General features: G+C 58.7%; 14 protein-coding genes. 7 read left to right on the forward strand and 7 right to left on the reverse strand.

Annotation, left to right across the window (positions count from 1 at the left end; all coding sequences use genetic code 11):
• Nucleotides 1-130: 130 nt before the first annotated feature.
• From OHL16_RS12940 to OHL16_RS12955, 4 genes are all read right to left on the reverse strand, one after another.
• Nucleotides 131-1840, reverse strand: coding sequence for an ArnT family glycosyltransferase (locus OHL16_RS12940; RefSeq protein ID WP_263367580.1), 1710 nt, complete (start codon nt 1838-1840; stop codon nt 131-133).
• 257 nt (nt 1841-2097) lie between these two features.
• Entirely contained in the window at nt 2098-3189 is a 1092-nt protein-coding gene (locus OHL16_RS12945) for an ABC transporter permease (RefSeq protein ID WP_263367581.1), read from the reverse strand.
• Nucleotides 3190-3244: 55 nt separating this feature from the next.
• The gene (locus tag OHL16_RS12950) at nt 3245-4780 is read right to left on the reverse strand and encodes a hypothetical protein (RefSeq protein ID WP_263367582.1); all 1536 of its coding nucleotides are present in this window, start codon (nt 4778-4780) and stop codon (nt 3245-3247) included.
• Nucleotides 4781-5109: 329 nt separating this feature from the next.
• Nucleotides 5110-6174, reverse strand: coding sequence for a class I SAM-dependent methyltransferase (locus OHL16_RS12955; RefSeq protein ID WP_263367583.1), 1065 nt, complete (start codon nt 6172-6174; stop codon nt 5110-5112).
• 345 nt (nt 6175-6519) lie between these two features.
• Between OHL16_RS12955 and OHL16_RS12960 the strand changes: the two genes are divergently transcribed.
• Nucleotides 6520-6939, forward strand: coding sequence for a helix-turn-helix domain-containing protein (locus OHL16_RS12960; RefSeq protein ID WP_263367584.1), 420 nt, complete (start codon nt 6520-6522; stop codon nt 6937-6939).
• Between the two features lie 14 nt (nt 6940-6953).
• On the opposite strand, the gene OHL16_RS12965 is transcribed toward OHL16_RS12960, so the two are convergent.
• Nucleotides 6954-8123 (reverse strand): hypothetical protein, encoded by a 1170-nt coding sequence (locus OHL16_RS12965; RefSeq protein WP_263367585.1) that lies wholly within the window; start codon nt 8121-8123, stop codon nt 6954-6956.
• Between the two features lie 277 nt (nt 8124-8400).
• On the opposite strand from OHL16_RS12965, the gene OHL16_RS12970 reads away from it, so the two are divergent.
• From OHL16_RS12970 to ahcY, 5 genes are all read left to right on the forward strand, one after another.
• Nucleotides 8401-12072, forward strand: a complete 3672-nt coding sequence (locus OHL16_RS12970) for a TonB-dependent receptor (protein ID WP_263367586.1) — start codon at nt 8401-8403, stop codon at nt 12070-12072.
• Nucleotides 12073-12284: 212 nt separating this feature from the next.
• A complete protein-coding gene (gene metK / locus OHL16_RS12975) occupies nt 12285-13451 on the forward strand; it encodes a methionine adenosyltransferase (RefSeq protein ID WP_449506063.1) in 1167 nt (388 codons plus the stop codon).
• 128 nt (nt 13452-13579) lie between these two features.
• Complete coding sequence (gene ada / locus OHL16_RS12980; RefSeq protein ID WP_263367588.1) at nt 13580-14686, forward strand: bifunctional DNA-binding transcriptional regulator/O6-methylguanine-DNA methyltransferase Ada; 1107 nt, start codon at nt 13580-13582, stop codon at nt 14684-14686.
• Nucleotides 14687-14690: 4 nt separating this feature from the next.
• Entirely contained in the window at nt 14691-16007 is a 1317-nt protein-coding gene (locus OHL16_RS12985) for an MFS transporter (RefSeq protein ID WP_263367589.1), read from the forward strand.
• Between the two features lie 116 nt (nt 16008-16123).
• Entirely contained in the window at nt 16124-17560 is a 1437-nt protein-coding gene (ahcY, locus tag OHL16_RS12990; RefSeq protein WP_263367590.1) for an adenosylhomocysteinase, read from the forward strand.
• Nucleotides 17561-17638: 78 nt separating this feature from the next.
• Here the strand turns inward: ahcY and OHL16_RS12995 are convergent, their stop codons facing one another.
• Both OHL16_RS12995 and OHL16_RS13000 read right to left on the reverse strand, forming a co-directional pair.
• Entirely contained in the window at nt 17639-17977 is a 339-nt protein-coding gene (locus tag OHL16_RS12995) for a hypothetical protein (protein WP_263367591.1), read from the reverse strand.
• A 210-nt stretch (nt 17978-18187) separates the two neighbouring features.
• Nucleotides 18188-18967 carry a DUF4397 domain-containing protein gene (locus OHL16_RS13000; protein WP_263367592.1) on the reverse strand — a complete coding sequence of 260 codons (780 nt, stop codon included), beginning with the start codon at nt 18965-18967 and terminating at the stop codon, nt 18188-18190.
• Nucleotides 18968-19019: 52 nt separating this feature from the next.
• Here OHL16_RS13000 and OHL16_RS13005 point away from each other — a divergent pair, with 52 nt between their 5' ends.
• Nucleotides 19020-20243: an LssY C-terminal domain-containing protein gene (locus OHL16_RS13005; protein ID WP_263367593.1), complete on the forward strand. Its 1224-nt coding sequence runs from the start codon at nt 19020-19022 to the stop codon at nt 20241-20243.
• The last annotated feature ends 51 nt before the right edge of the window (nt 20244-20294 follow it).

Genomic DNA, 20294 nt, shown 5'->3' on the forward strand with positions numbered 1-20294 from the left:
AAGAGGCCAGCGGTTCCCGCCACGACGCCGAGCACAGCCCGGACAATGAGAGTTTGATTGCCAGTCAAGCGATAGGCCCCCTGAATCCGCTAAGACGTTCTACCGGTATTGTGACACGCGTCGGGTCAGGCTAGTGCTCAAGCTGGGCGGCGCTTGGCTGCTGGCCAAAGCTGGTCACAAGCAGGTGGGGGACAGGACGCGAGCGATGACGACGAGGGCTCGCCGGTGTCGGAGGATCGAGGCGATAGAGAATGAGAAGATTGCGCTCAGGATCGTCCATGGCAGGAAAGGCGGCGACGCGCTGGAGATGGTAGAGAGGAGACAAGGCGTCCATCTTGTCGTCATCGACCTCGTTCCATGTGACGTACCAGCCGGGACGGTAAGCGCGGACGCGCGCAGCCAGTTCCATGGTGCCGAAGTCGTCGCAGATGCTCGGCAGGCCGGTCATGAGGGAGAGATCAGAGCCACTGATCGATAGCACGAGCGGGCTGTGCGTGGGGTCGGAGGCGATGATCCGGTGGATGCGGTCGGCGGCGTCGGCAAAGGTGTACTCCGGGTTGCGGACGAAGTGGAGCGTCTGGCGCGCGTCGGTTGCCACAACCAGAGCAAGCGCAGCCATGGCGGAGACCGCTGCCAGATGATGGAGCGGCGCAACGATGCCGCGGCGATTCCAGATACTCTCAAGCGCTACCACCAGGAACAGCGTGAGCGGAACCGCGATGACGAGGTAGTACCGTGGCTGCAGGTTGTTGTGATAGGCGAGGAATGCGGCGTAGCCGATCGACCAGAGCAGGAGAGCAGGAACCAGAGGGACTCGGAAGAGACGGGGCGTGAGAAAGACCGCGATCAGAGTAGCCGCCAGAGCCAGCGGGTAAAGGAGTCGACCGATCCACATGCCATCGGTAAACGTATCTCTGAGGACAGTGAGGGCGTTCTCGGTCGTGATTCCCGTGTAGGCGTTAGCGCTGAAGAGATAGCGATAGTCGCTAAGAAAGTGGGGGCGGACAATGAATCCGAAGTAGCCCAGCCAGATTCCAGCCGAGAGCACTGCGATGGGCAGCCCAATGTGGAGGAGAGAGCGAAGGCTATATCCCGCGCGGGCGAAGAGGAGCCACACAATAGCAGGAAGAAGGAAGACAGCCGTGGTCTTGGTAAGAACCATGAGCGGCACAAGAAGCCCAAGGGCAAGGGTGGGCCAGACCACGCCGGGCTGGCGGTAGAGGCCGCGCAGTGACTCGACTCTTCCCCGCTCGACGGGACGGATATAGCTTGCCGACAGCATCGCCAGGAGCGTGAGCAGGATGAGCATCGGCTCAAGGATGGCCAGGCGCATGAAGGCATAACAGAAGGGACTGACGGCAAGCAAAAGGACACCGATTGCCGGGGCCAGTGACGCACTCTTCTGTTCGCCCGGCTGTACGGAGGAGCTCAGCCAGCGGCGGAGCAGGAGAAACGACGCCACCAGAATAAGGCCGAAGACTCCGACCGTGAGCGCCCGCGCCGCGACGACGCTGACTCCTGTGAAGCGGAAGACGAAGGACTCAACCAGAGGCCAGACGGGGAGTGCAGCCGCTGGGTTGAAGTCGCCCGGAACGTACCAGTGACCACGCTGGAAGTGGCGGATTGCGGCATCCCCGTACCATCCCTCGTCGGTGTACTTGGCCCAATCCATCCAGGGGGAGTGGTTGGGGAAGTCGGCGCGGAGGTGGAGGGCGTGCAGGGCGAAGAAGACGGCGGAGAGCGCAAGCAGGAACAACTCAAACGTGCGGCCAGCAAGGCGAGAGAAGGCGGAGTCTGGCGCAGAGAGTGAACCGGTACCGTTCCTGGTCTCAGATGTCATCACTGTCGTCAACGAGTAGACCCTTCAATACAACTAGTGCCACGAGGCGAACCCTCCGGACGCCTGCCCGTTATACGGCTGTGTCGGGATTCAGGTTCCGGTGTGCGGTTGTCAGCAAGGCAGATCGTCAGATTTGCAAGTTGCAAGGCTGCAGGCCACTCGTCGCGGAGGGCCGTAACTTCCTCATTGCAATAGTGCTTCCCCAAGATTAGGGGGAATCCGAGTGGCGTGCAAGCCCTTTTCCCTCCAGGAGAGGGCTACTCGTACGCCAGGGCGTCAATGGGGTCCTTGCTGGCGGCCTTATAGGCCGGGTAGAGGGCCCCTAACAGCGCACCCACGAAGGCGATTGCCACCGCCTTCCACACCCATGGAAGGTTGATAACGAAATCGAGAGTCGGGATACGCGCCTGCAGCACCGCACTGAGGAGGTAACTGGAAGCAACGCCGAGAGCAATGCCTGCAGCGGCCAGCGTGCCGGTCTCGCGGAGAACGATGGAAACGATATAGAGCCGCGAAGCGCCCAGCGACTTGAGGATGCCGATCTCGCGCGTGCGCTCCATCACGGCGGTATACATGGACTGGAAGATGACGAGGAAGCCGATCACGAGCGCTATTCCCACGACGACCCGGATCGCGGTACTCATGTAAGGCAGCCGCGCCGGCGAGATGGCAGACAGATACTCCTCAGCCGTCGCGACCTGGTACTGATTCATGCCGGGGGTTGCGAGGATCGCCCTGCGAATCTCCTCCTGGTTCCTCGGAGGCTCCTCCGTCCTGAGATAGAACATCGAGGCCTTGTCAGGGGTCCCGGTCAACTCTCCCATCGTCTTGAGAGGAATGAACTTGCGTCCTCCCTTGCCGTGCTCGACGATACCACAGATCCGGAAGGAATGGTCAAGGATGTTGATGCTGTCACCCACCTTTTTGCCCGTTGCCGTGAAGTCGTCAACTATAACGTCGTAGGGTCCCTGGAACGACGTTCCCGAGAGGTAAGTGAATGGCAGAAGATCGTTGAAGCTCTTGTAGTCGATGCCGTAGATGCTGTCGAGAGAGCTGCTGAGCTGGATGTATACCGGAGCCGCTATCGCAACGTGCGGGATTTTCGCCAGGATGTCGCCCACCTTGACAGAGATACCAGCGGAGCTCATTCCGAGGAAGTTATTGGTCGTGCTGGGCCGCACGATCATGTCCATGCCAATACCGTTCTGACGCGCCTTAAATCCGTCGATCTTGCCCAGGAGGATCGCTGTGATCGAGAGGATCATGATGACCTCAATCGCTACGGCCAGGGCACTGATGAGCGAACGCAGAGGGCGGTGGACAAGATTGCCAATAACAAGTCTGTTCATGCTTATGAATAGTCTATGGGAGAGCTCTCCCATCCGTAAAACGGCCCGGCAGCCCTCATCCCTGCAGGCTTGATTCTCCACCGGCCCATGCCGCTTGAGAGCGTCGAACAGCGCCTCGCAAGAGTCGAGAGCGCCGCAGCCTCGTCTTCTCCGGTCCTTTGACCAGCGTGCCAAAGATTGGCATGACATAGGCTGCAGATAATGCAGCGAAAAGAAGGCCCATGGTAACGAAGCCGTAAGAGTAGATCACGCCGCCAAGCATTCCTTCCGGAGCAGTGTGGGCGAAGAGTGCCATGATGAGCAATCCCCACGGTGAAGTGCGAGTATCACCGCAAAGAGAGTCAAAAAGCGTAAACAGGCCGATCCACAGGATGGGAGCTATGAGAAACACTCCGACCCAACGAGCAATATGATAGGCGTCACCGGAAGGACTGAAAGCGATCCCCGTCGTGTAGTCATTCTCCGGGAGCCCGCCAATCTCACGGGCGTAGATGTTCCCGAACATAATTGCGGGTTTGTTAGGCCAAAAGACGTGGGGAACGAGGTTTTCAAAACCTGCGATGATTGGATAGAGGCCGAAGGGCCCTTTGCGTTCCGTTCCATCGATAAGGCTATCGTCCGGGGCGATCATGTGGAGGCGATCGAAGAAGCCCTGTGGCGTATTGAAGTAGTAGCTTTGAACGCTGTTCTCAGTATAGTCTCCAGCCGAAGACTCCTTGTACTTTTCGCGCACGTCGCCAAGGTTCGACAGCAGCTCCAGAGATGTATCAACATTCTGGCTGAATGTCCATCCGTCAAATCTTAAATTCCTGCCATATTGGGAATATGGAACCAGATACATCACCATTAAAGCGACGACAGCAACTCCGCCGATCAACTGGTAGAGAGAGACCTTGTAACGCTGCGATCCCGCGGCGATAGCCCAGCAAAGGACGGGGGTAAATATGCCCTCCTTGGAAAAGCCAAGGATTCCTTGGATAAAGATTGCCCCAGCGGAGAGCAACACCGGAAGATTGACACTGCGAGTTCCCCCGCTCCTGCGTATCGCATAGATCACGCCAAGGATAATCGCCATGGGGAAAAAGCGATTGATCTGCACCAGAGCACTTAGGACCGAACCGTTTACCGTGCGCGTGCCGATAAGGACAACCGAAATAAGAAAGCCGGCAACCATGCAGCCCACCGTGGCGTTCTGCATATTGTTGTCGTTGACCAGATTTTGCAGCAATCCATGACGGGATGACAGTCTTCGACTAATGAAAACCGCTCCGTACATCGCAGTGATGCCGCCGAGAAAAACCTCGATCGTCAATTGAGGCGCAAGGAGGTTCGAATCTGCCGGCTCGCCCAAATAAGCCTTCCAGCATAAGCCCACAATGACGCACAGTGTGGCGTAGAAGAAGACATAGGAACCAGAGGGGCGCGAAAAGCCACCCGCCAGGTTGAACGCCAGCGTGGCGATGCAAATAAAGAGGAAACAGCAGAGGGCGAAGAGTAGAGACGTCCCCTGTCTAAGCTGGACGGCGAAGAGAAATGCGGCAAAACCGGTAGCTCCCCACAGGGGGATATGGACTGGAAAAGGTATGCGCACGCTCTGATTAGTTTACTTCCCTTCCCCTTTTCCCGGGAGGAGCTGGCTCAAGTCATCGCCGACGCTTTCTGTTGAGCTAGGGGTATGACGGGTTGGCTACCAGCTACGGGAGATAAACCAGAATTTTACGTATGCCTGGAACGAGCAAACCATGCACCCTGTTCGCGAATCATTCCAGCGGTAGGGCGGTAGTTCTCCATGACAACGGTCACAATAGCACCTAGCGTATCTCTGACCCAGAGGACAGGTACTTTCTGGAAATCTTTTACGCTTCTCATCAAACGTACGATAGAGTGGCTCATTCGAATGATGCCTAACGGTAGGAGCAGTTATTCTGAGGCCTTACGTGCCAGCACGAGAACCTCTTGTGTGTACTTATTCTTCAAGCGGTTTGTGCCGAACCATATCCGCCTCTCGGCCGCCAGCAGAACTTTGGAGATGACGTTTGGCGCCCTTTTTGGAAAAGCCACCTTCGCAAACGAACGAGGCAAACCAAAAAAAATGGTATGGAGTATTTTGCCTATGGCCAACCCTGCGTTGAATCGCGCCTCCCCATACGCTGCCTCGCGCGAAAGGTGCTGCTCTCGCTGATAGAATACGGGCGGCTCAAAGCCTACCTCTTGCAGTGTCGCGCTCATGTCGGCAGGATTAGTCTTCCAAGGATGACCAGCGTCAAGGTATACATAGTCCAAGGGGTGCACCCTCTTCGTGATGGCAACATCCCTTACCCGTTTCAGAAACGGAGTACCGGCCATTCCATCCATCGGAAGAGTAGAGATCAACACTCCGCGATCCCGCAGGAGTCCCGAAAGCGTCGCTAGGATCTCGTCTGGTGTGTACAGGTGCTCGATGGTGTGGTTGGACGAGATCAGGTCAAATTCCTGCCCGAACCTTGCCAAAAGCTCATGCAGGTCACCCTGGAAAAACCGTACTCCAATCGCCCTGCTGAGCGCAGGGGGTATCATGTCCTCGTAATCGAGAGCCGTGATATTTGCCTCCGGTAGCACGGCACGGAGGAACATCAGCTCCGGCCCATCGGCGCACCCGATCACAAGGACGTCTTTTGTGTCGAGTGGTACCAGACTCGTCTCCCACGCATAGTCATCCACCAGACCGGCGCGAGCGGATGTAGATATGCCCGCCTCATTCATGAGGCGGTCCAAGCGGTCCATCTGCTTGGGTGTCAGCAGAGTCTCGTGCGGCTTAAGCATTATTGTTTCTACAGGATGAGTGCGGTTCCTGATGGTCAGCTGGTTTTGGAATATGTCGCCGCACCGAGCATTCATAGTGCGATCAGGTCCAACTGCAAAGGGGTGGCGCTGCAGATAGGCTCGTACGGTGGGATCTTCAACTGTCAATTGAAAGGCATCGAGGTTCTGATCAACAATCTGCACGCAAACTCCAGTACAAGTTGGTCGTTATGTATCTCATGGCGCGTACTGTACGCGATACAGTGAATCCCTTGCGAATGATCAGGTAACGTCCATTGTTACGTCCCTGTCTAACATTTCAAGGCGAGTCTTTGGCACAACCTGTCTGCATCGTACGATGGGAAATATTCCCCTGAATCATTCCATAAGCACCGCCTGGGTGCAAGATCATGCTGCCAGCTAACTAGTTTGGTTCCAATCGAGTATCTTAGATGAGGAGCTTTGACTGGATAGAGATCCGGGCATATCCTGCCGGAAACCGCAAATCTTTGCACTGCGGTTATCTGCGACGGACGTTCAACGGAGCGAATGGAGAGATTCGGCGACGAGTTGCGATTAGAGCGGGAACGGCGGCGGATTACGATTGACACAATCTGCGCCGTGACGAAGGTCTCCCTGCGTCACCTCCAGGCGCTTGAGGCTGGCAATTACGCTGACCTACCTGGGGGCGTTTTTCGCAAAGGGATCGTTCGCAGCTATCTGAATGTACTTGGCCTTGAAGAGGCTCAATGGCTGGAGCGATTTGAGGCCAGCCTGCGTGAGAGCGGCGCGGCCGGCATGCGGGACGACGACTGGGTGGAGTTCGCCGAGAACGTCCGGCGCAATCGCGGCGTGCAGCAACCAGGAACAGCGCCGCGATGGATTGGCGTGGCCGTGATGCTCGTCATGCTGGCGGCACTGGGATGGAGCGTGTGGAAGTTCGTCCTGCATGGACGGCTGGTACTCTGAACCCTAGGTTTCGGTCACGCTGTAGCCTCTACGATGAGATCTCCGGACTGATCCTGGGTCGTCTCCTCGAATCCCCTGCGACTCACCAAGTAGAGAATTCCTGAAAGCAGCAAAAAGACCGCCAATCCCCGCCATGCCTTCGTGGCCGGTGAAATGGCGACGACGGGAAGGGCCTTGATTCCATACAAGACTAAGCAAATGGCCGAAAGGATGAGAACCTTCGCCCTGGTCATCGCCCCGGTCAGGCAGGCCGCCAGTGGAATCGTGAGAAAGATGTAGTCGTAGGTGAGATGAGGGAAGAACATCAGGCTTGCAACCGCCAGTGCGGCTGCTTCCCTCTGTCGGGAAACGCCATTTTGGCGCGAGAAAAAGAAGGCATATCCGGCGCTCGCGAGAAATGCCACTGCATAGGTCAGTTCCCCTACGAAAGCCACAGGCAGGACGTGATCAAGCGCCCCATGAACCAGAACCATCAGGTCGCCCAGGCCCGGCGTGACGCCGACTCGACTCACAGCGAAGGGCTCTATCGCCAGCGTCAGCAGGTTTCCGTGGACCAGAGACCACATCCCCAGCAACCCAAGCAAAGGTGGCGCCAAGGAAACAGCGAGCACGCGGTATTCCCTCCGCAGAGCAAGGTAGAGGAACAAAACCGGGGAAAAACTGTACTTGAGATAACTGAAACCAAGGGCAAGCCCGCGCCCCAGAGGGCCCTTGAGGTCGAAGACGAGGCAGAACAGAAACAGTTCCAGAAGACTCTCTGTACCGGCTCCCACGACAATGCGAAACGGCGTACTGACGATAAGAAGCAAGGCGAGCAACAGAGTCCTGGCCTTGTCCAGACCGTAGATCCGTCGCAAAAGGAAGAGAACCCCGAGCATAAAGACCCCGTTCAGCACGAGCCAGACCACTCGGGCCGAAGCGAAGCTCATTGCCCCCAGTGGGAGGAAAAGGAGATACAGCTCGTGTAGATAGTTGGGCACCTGACTCAGCAGAATGAGGTGTCCCGGGTTATGAAGCAGGATCTGGCGGTAGGGATCAATGTGATGGAGCGCCAGCGAGGCCCCGGACCATTGGAAATCCTGGCTGTGACCAAGCTTTAGCGCATTACGCAGTGCAGCATAGAGCGAAACGGCTGCCGGCAATACGAGGGATAGATTCCACCAGAGGATGGTCCTCTTTTTCATGTTCCCAAAAGCTTACCAAGCGGGCTGGTGGGAGCTTGCGGGCAAGGCCCCGCTGTCGACACCCAGCTAGTGTATTTTGGAAATCTGTCTAGACCGGCGTACAACTTTTCATTGACATTGCCCCTGCGGCGTAATTAACTCTCTTTTCATCTGACACTTTTGCGTCAATCGTGTCTTGAGTGAATTCCGCCAAGGAATTCGCTCTCAAGTCGCTGCGTAAGCTAGCAACTATAACCAGGGCGATTTATTTTGGATTTTTTTGGGAGGAGCTGTTTGAATGACAACGCTTAAGCGTTTTGTTTGTAGTGTCTTAGTTGCAGTCGCTACCTTGGCTTTGGGAGCGACAGGAGCATGGGCCCAGGATATCTCGGGCAGCATCAGCGGAACCGTTACGGATACGACAGGCGCGATCGTAAAGGGTGCTATCGTAGCGGTCGCGAATACCGATCGCGGGCAAGTCCTGCGAACTCTGACCACCAACGGATCGGGGTTTTATACGGCGACCTCGCTGCCGGTGGGGAACTACACCGTCAAGATTACGGCTGAAGGGTTCAAGACCGAGACTGTGACGGGGCTCGTACTCCACGTCAACGACGCATTGACCGTCAATCGCTCTCTCGTCGCCGGAAGCGCCACGGAAGAGGTGACTGTCACGGCCGACCAGGTGCAATTGAACCTGGAAAACGGAATGAGCCAGGGCCTGATCAATGGCGTGCAGATCCGTGAGCTTGCGCTGAACAATCGCAACTACGAGCAGTTGCTGCTTCTGCAGCCGGGTGTCTCCTACGGCGGCGCAAGCGACCAGTTGTACATCGGCACGTCGCTGCCCTCGGGCACGTCGGCGCAGGTGGCTTTCTCGATCAACGGCTCCCGGCCAACCTCGAACAACTGGACGATCGATGGCGCAGACAATGTAGACCGCGGCGCAAACCTGACTCTGCTGTCGTATCCGTCGGTCGACGCGATCTCTGAGTTCAAGACGTTGCGCGGCACGTATACCTCAGAGTTTGGCCGCAATGCCTCAGGCCAGATCGATGTCATCACGCGCTCGGGAACAAACGCGTTTCATGGTTCGGCATATGAGTTCTTCCGGAACAATATCTTCAATGCCAATTCTTATTTCAACAAAGTAGCGACACTCGTCAACCGGCCGCTGCTACGTTACAACGACTTCGGCTACACGATTGGCGGCCCTGTGGTGATCCCGCACGTGTACAACGGGAAGGACAAGACTTTCTTCTTCTTCTCGCAGGAGATCCGTCGTGTCATCAACTACGCCACGGCCCAGGCTTTCCTTCCAACCACTGCCGAGCTGGCCGGCGACTTCACGCAGGGCTTCGCCGCCAAGACGAACGCACAGGGTCCTGTGGCTGTCTGCACCTCGTACACGCAGTCTGGCGCAAGCTACACCTGCAACAGCTACGGCACGAAGGTGACGACCTTCTCACCAACCGCCCAGGCATACATCAAGGACATCTACGGCAAGATGCCGCAGCCCAACGTCGCAGCGAACCTCGCGGCTGGCCTCGATCCGCATAGCTACATCTACAATCAGCGGAATATCTTCAACAACAATCAAGAGCTTGTCCGCATTGACCAGTACTTCGGGAAGCTGAGTGTCTTTTACCGCTACTTACACGATAGCCTGCCCTCACAGGAAGCCGGCGGTCTGTTCAATGGAAGCCCGCTACCGGGCGTTCCAACAACGAGCACGCGGTCTCCGGGTACGCAGCAACTCGGTCACGCGACCTACACGTTTACGCCCACGCTGGTGGCTGACGTGGGTTATGCCTACAGCTACGGCGGGGTGCTGAGCAACCCCATTGGGTTGGGCGCACAGGTGAACTCACCGGACATCCATCCGACGCTTCCCTTCGCGACCTCTGGCGTCCCGTCATCGACCGCTTTGAATATCATTCCCTCGGTTTCGATCGCAGGCCTGACTGGGGTCACGAACACGGGCGTGTACAACGATACGGACCACAACCACAATGTGTATGGATCGGTGACAAAGACACTGGGCCGCCACACGTTCAAGACCGGCTTCACCTACAACCACTATGAGAAGCATGAAAATGCCCTCGGTAATGGCAATCCGTTTCCGCAGGGTAACTTCGGCTTCACAAACGCGGGTGTCGCGACGCCTACAGCGGCGCAGGCCGCGGCTGCAGGTGGCGCCGTTCCGAACACTGCTGACGCTGCATTCGCAAACTTCCTGACCGGTAACGTGAACAACAGCTTCACTCAGGCGTCGGCTGCGCTTACAGTGAACATCGTTCAGAACTCGGTCGAAGCGTATGCTCAGGACGACTGGAAGGTTAATCCGCGTCTGACGTTGAACCTCGGTGTGCGCTACAGCTACTTTGCACAACCGACGGACAGCAACAATCTGTTGAGCAACTTCGACCCGTCGAGCTTCAATCCGGCAAACGCGATGACCGTCTCCTCGACCGGCGTGTTGTGTCTGCCGAACGTGACGGCGTGCGCGAACTCGAACGGTTTGAACCTCGGTCATGCGAACCCCAATGGCGACCGGATCAACGGCATCATCCTCGGGACGCCAGGTAACTTTGGCCATGCGTCGCCGTACGGGGCAAAGGTAGCTACGGCACAGAAGGGCAACTTCGCGCCGCGCTTCGGCTTCGCGTATGACGTCTTCGGCGATGGCAAGACGGCGTTGCGCGGTGGCTTCGGCATGGCCTACGACCAGTCGCAGGTCCACCCGTACGAGAACAACGCTTTCAGCAACCTGCCGTTCGTGAACGTTCCAACCATTCCGGTGACAACGTTCGATAATCCTGCAGGAGGGACAGCAGCAGTCAGCACGGCTCTGCCGAGCGTTCAGGGCTTCTCGGTACACTACCAGACGCCGTACACGATGCAATACTCGCTTGACGTTCAGCATGCGGTCTCATCGACTGTCATGCTGGATGTGGGCTACTTTGGTTCCGTTAGCCGCCACCTCGAGGGCGTTGTCGATCTGAACACACTGCGGCCGGGTACGTTCCTTGCGAAGGGCCTCTCGCAGTACGCGGTATGCTCGGGCGGTTTCACCTCGACATCTTGCGAACAGCAGTTGAACCAGATCCGTCCGTACCCCGGCTACCTCAACGTTAACATCACTTCCACGATCTTCACCGCAAACTATAACGGCCTGCAGGTGAAGACAACGAAGAAGTTCAGCGGCCAGAGCTACATCGACGCGAACTACACCTGGAGCCGAGCGCTGACCAACTCGATCAACGACTACGTCGCAGCACCGCAGAACGTATACAACATCAACGGTGACTACGGCCGCGCGGTGTATGACCGCACGAACATCATCACCTTCGATGGTGTCTATGAGTTGCCCTGGTACAGGGACCAGAAGGGTGTCGTCGGCCACCTTGTCGGCGGCTGGCAACTCACCGGCCTGTATACGATCAACAGCGGCCTGCCACTAACGGTCACGTTGAGCTCCTCCGGCGGAACAATCTGCTACACCTGCACCGCGAGCGCCAGCCAGACCAGCGTGCTTGGGTTGCCGAACGGCGGCGTGATCAACGACTCAGCGGGACTGGGCATCATGAACGGCCCCGATCCCGCGTCGCTCCGGCCAAACCAGGTGTTGAATCCGAACAACGGCTACGGCCAGAGGATTCACACGCGCCTGAACTGGTTCTATCGTCCGGCTTTCGTCTCTCCGACGGCGGCGGCAGTCCAGGTCGGAAACGAGAAACGCGGCGCCATCAACGGGCCAGGTTTCAACCGTCTCGACGTTGGTATCTTCAGAAACTTCAAGATTAGTGAAGGTATGAAGTTCCAGCTGCGTGGCGAAGCTTTCAACGCCGCGAACCACACGAACTTCCAGGCCGTCGGAACGAGCGGCGCATCGACCACTACCTTCGGCCAGGTGACGAGCGCGCGTGACAACCGCATCATGCAAGTTGCTGGAAAATTCACCTTCTAGCAATCCAACTGTTTACTTCGCGGGATCTGCCCACCGGCAGGTCCCGCTTTTTGCTGCAGTAAGCTGCCGTTCAATGCGGAATATAGCCGTTGGGTGATCCCGGCGGATGATAGCCGTCTCCTCCCCGTTTTGGACCACCTGAAAGGGTAGAATAAAAGGGTTGTGACCTGCGTGGGCGATGTGTCTTGCGTAGAGATATGGAGGAGTTTGTTTTGGCAAAACGCGACCGTTTTCTGTTTACCAGTGAGTCTGTAACTGAGGGGCACCCTGACAAGATTGCCGATCAGATCTCCGATGCGATTCTGGATGCCTGCCTCGAGCAGGATCCTTACAGCCGTGTGGCGTGCGAGACACTGACCTGCACCGGCCTGGTAGTGATCGCAGGCGAGATTACGACGAAGGCCTATGTGGACTTCCAGAGCCTGGTACGCGGCGTGGTCGCCTCGATCGGCTACGACAACGCCCTCTACGGGTTCGACTCGAACACCTGCTCGGTGATCTCGACGATCAACAAGCAGTCGGGCGACATCGCGATGGGCGTCGATACCGGCGGAGCCGGCGACCAGGGCATGATGTTCGGCTACGCCACCAACGAGACTCCAGAGCTGATGCCGACGCCGATCTCGCTGGCCCACAAGCTGGCCCAGCGGTTGAGCGAGGTTCGCAAGAACGGCCAGATGGCCTACCTGCGTCCCGACGGCAAGAGCCAGGTCACCGTGGAGTACGACTCGGACAACAAGCCGGTTCGCGTGGACGCGGTCGTCATCTCAACTCAGCACTCGGAGACAGTCGGCAACGAGGAGCTTCGCGCTGACATCCTGAAGAACGTGATTCAGGCTGTCATCCCCGCCGAACTGCTCGACGAGAACACGAAGTACCACATCAACCCGACTGGCCGCTTCGTCATCGGCGGGCCGATGGGCGACACCGGACTGACCGGCCGCAAGATCATCGTGGACACCTACGGCGGCATGGGCCGTCACGGCGGCGGAGCCTTCAGCGGCAAGGACTCGACCAAGGTTGACCGCTCGGCGGCTTACATGGCCCGCTACGTGGCAAAGAACATCGTAGCGGCCGGGCTTGCGGATCGCTGCGAGGTGCAGCTTGCCTACGCGATCGGCGTAGCTGAGCCGGTGAGCGTGCTGGTCGAGACGTTCGGAACCGGCAAGGTCGATGAGGCCAGGCTCGAGGAGCTGGTGCGGAAGAACTTCTCGCTGACTCCGAAAGGCATCATCGAGAGCCTCAAGCTGCGCCGCCCGATCTTCAAGGCGACCGCGGCTTATGGCCACTTCGGCCGCAAGGGCGAGAACTTCACCTGGGAGGCCACCGACAAGGCGGCCGCTCTGAAGGAGCAGGCTGCAGCGGTGGCCGCGAAGTAACGCAGGCGCTTGGACCTCAGAGGCGGGCCTTCGGGCTCGCCTCTTTGTTTTGAGGCAGTCGCAGGTGGCGACGAATTTGATGAACAAAGCGGAGTGTGACAGAACCTCAGTTTTGGAAGGATACTGTCATGGCGACGATGGCGAACCAACCTATCTCAAGCTCGACACGGTGGCAGCAGGTGCTTAGCCGGGATGCTAGCGCAGACGGAGAGTTCTTCTATGCGGTGAAGTCGACGCATATCGTCTGCAAGCCAAGCTGCCCGAGCCGGCGGCCTAGCCGGGAGAACGTGCAGTTCTTCCCTTCCCTTGAAGCGGCAAGGGCGGCGGGCTATCGGCCGTGCAAGCGTTGCGAGCCGGACCGCTCCGCGCGGAAGACCGATCCGCAGGCGCGAGCTGTCGCGGCGGTTGCCAAATACCTGCGAGAACACGCAGACGAACGCGTGAAGCTCGCCGATGTGGCACGGGCAACGGGCGTAAACCGGTTGGCGATCCTGCGCGGGTTCCGGCGAGTCTTTGGTGTCAGTCCAGCCGAGTACGCAAAAGCGCAGCGGCTGGAGCGCTTCAGGAAGAACGTACGGGAGAAGACGATGCGAGTGACGGATGCGATCTATGATGCAGGGTTCGGTTCAAGCAGCCGGCTGTATGAGAACAGCGGAGCTTCGCTGGGAATGACGCCGCGCGCGATACAGCGCGGCGGTGCAGGCGAGGATATTCGCTACTGCACCGCGGCGAGTCCGCTGGGACGGATGCTGGTGGCGGCGACCAGGCTGGGCGTGTGCTCCATCCTCTTCGGAGACGCGGATGACGAGATCATCGACGAGTTGCAGGAGCGGTTTCCGAAGGCTGAACTGATCGAGGACCGGGGCGACAAAGGATGGCTCGCCGAGGCGGTGAAGTTTATCGCGAGCCAGATGAGCGAGCATCCTCTTGCCGCGAGCTTCCCGCTCGACGTACGCGCCACAGCCTTCCAGCAGCGGGTCTGGAAGGCGCTGCAGGCGATTCCGAGGGGAGAGACGCGGAGCTATTCCGAGTTGGCGAAGGAGCTTGGGTCTCCAAGCTCGACGCGCGCAGTTGCAGGTGCGTGCGCGGCGAATCCGGTGGCAGTGATTGTGCCCTGCCATCGCGTCGTGGGCAAGAACGGTTCTCTGACCGGATATCGCTGGGGCCTGGAGCGGAAGCGGAGGCTGCTTGACGCAGAGCAGCGCGACAGCCCATCTCGACGCCAGTTACAGTAGAGCGATGACAGGAACAGCAGCGAGTGGTGTTGCCATCACCGGACAGGCGGTTGACGGACGGGCTCTTTATCGCAGAATTACCTGGCGGCTGATTCCCTTCCTGTTTCTGCTGTACATCGTTGCCTATGTGGATCGCGTCAATGTGGGGTTTGCCGCGATGGACATGAAGCGGCAGCTCAACTTCAGCGATACGGTGTATGGAACCGGCGCGGGAATCTTCTTCCTCGGCTACTCGCTGTTCGATCTGCCGAGCAATCTGCTGATGCGTCGCGTGGGAACGCGCGTGTGGATTGCGCGCATCATGATTACCTGGGGACTTGTTGCTGCGCTGATGGTGTTCGTCAGCTCGCCACGCTCGTTCTATACGATGCGGTTTCTGCTGGGCGTTGCGGAAGCGGGTTTCGTTCCGGGGATGCTGCTGTATCTCACCTACTGGTTTCCTTCGCACGAGCGTGCCCGCGCGGTGGCGAAGTTCATGACGGCGACCTCGCTTGCGGGCGTTGTTGGCGGTCCGCTGTCGAGTGCTCTGTTGAAGCTCGATGGAGTTGCCGGACTCGAGGGTTGGCAGTGGCTGTTTGTGGCGGAAGGGATTCCCACTGTCCTGCTCGGCGTCCTGGTGCTGTTCGTGCTGAAGGATGGTCCGGAGAACGCGTCATGGCTGCGTCCTGAGGAGCGGCAGTGGCTTGCGAGCGAGTTGGAGCGCGATCGCTCGATGTATGGCGCGACCGAGCACCATACGCTGGGAGATGCGTTCAGGATGCCTGCGGTCTGGATGCTCGCTGCGGTGTATGTCGCGATCCAGATTGGCGTGTACATCGTGAACCTTTGGATGCCCCTGATTCTGAGCAACATTGGAGGAGGAGCCCACGATGTCGGCTTGATCGCCAGGTTCTCCACGGTGCCGTATCTGCTTGCTGCGTTGTTTACGGTGATTGTGGGCTGGAGCTCGGACCGTCTGAACGAGCGGCGTGGGCATCTCGCCGGCTGCATGGCATTGGCGGCAGCTGGATTTGCATGGGCTGCCGTGGCGCACAGTATTCCTGTTGCCTTGTGCGCCATGTCGCTTGCGGCGATAGGACTGTGGAGCACGATGGGACCTTTCTGGGCTCTGATGACGCGCACGGTTGCGGGAACTGCGGCTGCAGGCGGCGTCGCGATGATCACGACGCTGGGCGGACTCGGCGGCTTTATTGGACCCTACGTCACGGGCAGGCTGAAGGACGCGACGCATAGCTTCTCCGGCGGCCTCTATGCGATGGGCGCGCTTGCTCTGGGCGCTGCGCTGCTGAGCTTAGCCGTAAGACAACGCAAGTTGGTGTAGAGCAATTCTTCCAAGCCCTCCCAGTCGTCCGAGTGGTGTGGGCGAAATGGTATCCTTGATGCTGATCCGACAGTTGATCGCAACTATTTTTTAAGACAAAGATTGAGGTGCCGGTAATGGCAACAGCAACGATTGATAAGGCAGCAGTAGCGGCGGAGTACAAGGTCGCGGACATCTCGCTTGCCGAGTTTGGGCGCAAGGAGATCGAGATCGCCGAGCAGGAGATGCCGGGCCTGATGTCGATCCGTAACAAGTACGCTCCGTCGAAACCGCTGGCCGGCGTTCGCGTGACCGGATCGCTGCATATGACCATCCAGACAGCCGTGCTGATCGAGACGATGGTCGCTCTCGGCGCCGACGTTCGCTGGGCGAGCTGCAACATCTTCTCGACGCAGGACCATGCTGCAGCGGCGATTGCGGCGGCGGGCGTTCCAGTCTTCGCGTGGAAGGGCGAGACTCTCGAGGAGTACTGGTGGTGCACCGACCAGGCTCTGCGGCACAAGGGCGGCCTCGGTCCGCAGATCGTAATCGACGACGGCGGCGACGTGACGCTGCTCATCCACAAGGGCGTCGAGCTTGAGAAGGGCGACGGCTGGGTGAATACGCCTTCGTCCAACCAGGAGGAGCAGGTCATCAAGAACCTGCTCAAGAAGATCCATGCCGAGGGCGCAACCTACTTTACCAAGCTGGCCAAGGAATGGAAGGGCGTCGCCGAAGAGACGACGACCGGCGTCCACCGCCTCTACAAGATGATGGAGCAGGGCAAGCTGCTGGTTCCAGCGATCAACGTGAACGACTCGGTGACCAAGAGCAAGTTCGACAATCTGTACGGTTGCCGCGAGTCGCTCGTCGATGGCATCAAGCGCGCGACGGACGTGATGGTTGCAGGCAAGACGGCCGTGATCTGCGGCTACGGCGACGTCGGCAAGGGCTCGGCGGCTTCGCTGCGCGGGCTCGGAGCGCGGGTCATCGTGACCGAGATCGATCCGATCAACGCGCTGCAGGCGGCGATGGAAGGCTACGAGGTCACCACGCTCGAAGAGACACTGGGACGCGGCGACATCTACGTGACCTGCACGGGCAACGTGGACATCATCACCTTAGAGCACATGAAGCAGATGAAGGACCAGGCGATCGTCTGCAACATCGGCCACTTCGACAACGAGATCCAGATGGACGCGTTGAACGAAGCCAAGGGCGTGAAGAAGACGAACATCAAGCCGCAGGTAGACAAGTACACCTTCCCGACCGGAAACAGCATCTTTGTGCTGGCCGAGGGCCGTCTGGTGAACCTGGGCTGCGCGACCGGCCATCCTTCGTTTGTGATGTCGAACAGCTTCAGCAATCAAACTCTCGCCGCGCTCGACCTCTGGAAGAACAAGGACACCTACAAGCCCGGCGTCTACATCCTTCCGAAGAAGCTGGACGAGGAGGTTGCACGGCTGCACCTGGAGAAGATCGGCGTGAAGCTGACAACTCTCTCGAAGAAGCAGGCCGACTACCTCGGAGTTTCGGTCGACGGGCCATACAAGGCGGAGCAGTACCGGTACTAAGACTTCGATCGATAGAATGAGAATGGCCGCTGGGAAACTCTCCCCAGCGGCCATTTTGATTTTGCCGAGGCCGGCAGACTACTTGTTGCCATGGAGGTCGTGCTTCTTGTTGTAGATGCGCTTAGACTCGACGTTCTGCTGTTGACGGAGGGTCTTGCGGTCCTGGGCGGTGAGGTGGCCGTTGTTCTGGGCGCGCATGCCACGCTCTTCTTTATTGATGCCGGCCTCCTGGTGCTCCAGGCGGGCGGCCTCAGACGGGCTGAGGGTTCCGTTCTTGACGCCCTGGGCGATGCGGTCCTGCTGGTTCTCTTTGCGCTGATTGATGGTGGGCTTCGATGTGGTTGCGGGCGCCTGCGCGTAGATGGCAGCGGAGGAGAGCGAGAGAGTCGCAATAAGGGCAAGCTTGGTGAAGTTCATGATTGAAGGCTCCTGTCTTTCTTTTTCCGGCTGCTTGATGTTGCCGCTGCCGTTCGGTCGGAATAGACACAGGGCTACATGGCGTGTTGCGGAATTTGCGAAAACTATATTTTTCGCGAATGACGCGACTTTTCGAGGGTTTCGGGGTAATGAGGGCCCTTGCCCTCGAGCGGCTAACACGAAAGTTGCAGAGGACTGAGAGAGGAAGAACTAGTTGGTCGCGGTGGGCGAGAGGAAATCAGTTGCCGAGAGAACCTGCAGGCCGGGGGTGGTGACCAGTTGCTGATCGATGAGGATGATCGTAGTCGCCGAGCCCTGTGTGTAGGTGACCTGCGCACCAGTGTAGGTCGCAATCGTAGTGCTGGTGGGAACCGTGCCGTTGGGGACCATGACGAGGGTATAGGTTCCGGCGGGGATGTTGAGGTAGCCCGTGTTCGTGTTGAAGACGAGTCCAGTTGTGACAGGGGTGACGTCAGTGAGCTTCGATCCGGCGGGAACGAGGTAGACGTCGACGGCGCTGATTCGCGTGGCCTGGTCGATGAAGCGAAGCGCGATCTGGCCGGAGGGGGCAGGCTGGCTCTGGTCCTTCAGAGTGAGCTGCTGCAGACTCGCGGAGACGTTCCCGATGAGAACCGTGTACTGGCTGGAGGCCGTAAAGGTTGCCTTGGAGGACGAGAGCACCTGTTTGGTTCCGGCGGCGTTTGCCGTGGTGATGTAGGGCCCGGGGTCGATGGGGACGTAGGAGGTGATGGTTCCGAAGCCGAGGTTGTAGGCGACGGCGGCGTTGTTCTGGTAGATATCGAGGCCTGGAGCGTCAGGCGACGCGTCGATGATGCGGACCTGGGATGCCTTGGTACTGCTGACGATGCCCTGGCAGCCAGAGAGCGTAGCGGCGAGAGCAGCCAATGCTATGCAACTCGTGGCCCGGCGGACCACAAGTTTGTGCAGAAGAACCCTATAGCCCGGATTGAGCGTCTTAAGAAAAGGCATAAATATGAACCACTCTAAACGATTTCCAGTAGTTAGGCGACGACCCATTTGGGTGAGAAAAGCGGCTGTACTGTTGTTGATACCCGGGGTGCTGGCGGGGCTCCGGGCGCAGACGGCTCCAGCAGCCGATACAGCCGCAGCGGCTGCGGTTTCTACGGTCCCGGCAGGGGCGGGCGTCCAGGCAATTGTGAGCATGCGGGACCATCCGGCGACTGGAGCGACGGCTAAGATTCCAACTCATAAGCAGAGCTATGAATTCACTCTGAATAACACCGACTGGCTGGACACGGGAGTGGTGCTGAGCGCGGGGGAACAGGCGACCTTTACGGTGACGGGGAGCTTTCTACTAGCTGATGGCCGGACCGCGGGGCCGGACGGCCTGGACCGCGGGTGGAAGGACCTGCTGCGCAGCTTTCCGCTCAATGATGCAAAGGTGGGCTCGGTGATCGGACGGGTGAGCGACGTTGGAGCGACGGTTCCCTTCGCGATTGGAGCCGGCGGCGAGATAACAATGCCGACCAGCGGCAAGCTTTTTCTGCGTGTGAATACGACGAGCGACCTGAACCCAACGGGCAGCTTTACCGTGAAGATGAAGTTTGCCAAGGCGGCCAGGACTCAGGCAACGGCGGCGTCAGCCACGCCTGCAGAGGTTGTGACCAAGCTGGTCTCTCCGGAGACGTTTGCGGAGATTCCGCGGCGGGTGAATGACCGGCCGAGCGGCGAGGGCAATCCGGGCGACATGGTGAACTTCGCGCTGATTGGAACCCCGGAGCAGGTGGAGGCCGCGTATAGGGCGGCCGGGTGGGCGTCCGTGGACAAGGATGTGCAGAGCGCAATTCTGAACGGGCTGATGAAGACGCTGAGCCACGAGTCGTACACGGAGATGCCGATGAGCACCCTGTATCTCTTTGGGCGCCCGCAGGACTACTCCTTCGCCAGGGCCGACCCGATCAAGGTGGCAGCGGAGCGGCACCATCTGCGCGTGTGGAAGACAGACCAGACGATCGACGGAAGGCCGCTGTGGGTGGGTTCAGCGACGCACGACATCGGGTTTGAGAAGGACCAGAGAAACGGCCGCGTCACGCACAAGATTGACCCGGAGATAGACACCGAGCGCGATTACCTGCTGCAGAGCTTCGATGCGGCCGGAGCGTTTTCGAGTGCGGCTTATGTGACTCCCACGAACCCCATGACCGAGGCGAAGACGGCCACAGGAGGAAGCTTTCATTCGGACGGGCGAATTGTGGTGATGGATCTGTCGGCGAATCTAAAGTGAGGCTAGACGGCTCCAAGCGTGACGTGACGCGCTCAACCGGAGTGCGAAGCA

The sequence above is a fragment of the Edaphobacter bradus genome (assembly GCF_025685645.1).
Classification (GTDB): Bacteria; Acidobacteriota; Terriglobia; order Terriglobales; family Acidobacteriaceae; genus Edaphobacter; species Edaphobacter bradus.

Excerpts from the sequence above, each read along its gene's own strand:
- OHL16_RS12940 (WP_263367580.1), bottom strand. The coding sequence starts at position 1,840 with ATGACATCTGAGACCAGGAACGGTACCGGTTCACTCTCTGCGCCAGAC.
- OHL16_RS12945 (WP_263367581.1), bottom strand. The coding sequence starts at position 3,189 with ATGAACAGACTTGTTATTGGCAATCTTGTCCACCGCCCTCTGCGTTCG.
- OHL16_RS12960 (WP_263367584.1), top strand. The coding sequence starts at position 6,520 with ATGGAGAGATTCGGCGACGAGTTGCGATTAGAGCGGGAACGGCGGCGG.
- OHL16_RS12965 (WP_263367585.1), bottom strand. The coding sequence starts at position 8,123 with ATGAAAAAGAGGACCATCCTCTGGTGGAATCTATCCCTCGTATTGCCG.
- OHL16_RS12970 (WP_263367586.1), top strand. The coding sequence starts at position 8,401 with ATGACAACGCTTAAGCGTTTTGTTTGTAGTGTCTTAGTTGCAGTCGCT.
- ada (WP_263367588.1), top strand. The coding sequence starts at position 13,580 with ATGGCGACGATGGCGAACCAACCTATCTCAAGCTCGACACGGTGGCAG.
- OHL16_RS12985 (WP_263367589.1), top strand. The coding sequence starts at position 14,691 with ATGACAGGAACAGCAGCGAGTGGTGTTGCCATCACCGGACAGGCGGTT.
- ahcY (WP_263367590.1), top strand. The coding sequence starts at position 16,124 with ATGGCAACAGCAACGATTGATAAGGCAGCAGTAGCGGCGGAGTACAAG.
- OHL16_RS12995 (WP_263367591.1), bottom strand. The coding sequence starts at position 17,977 with ATGAACTTCACCAAGCTTGCCCTTATTGCGACTCTCTCGCTCTCCTCC.
- OHL16_RS13000 (WP_263367592.1), bottom strand. The coding sequence starts at position 18,967 with ATGCCTTTTCTTAAGACGCTCAATCCGGGCTATAGGGTTCTTCTGCAC.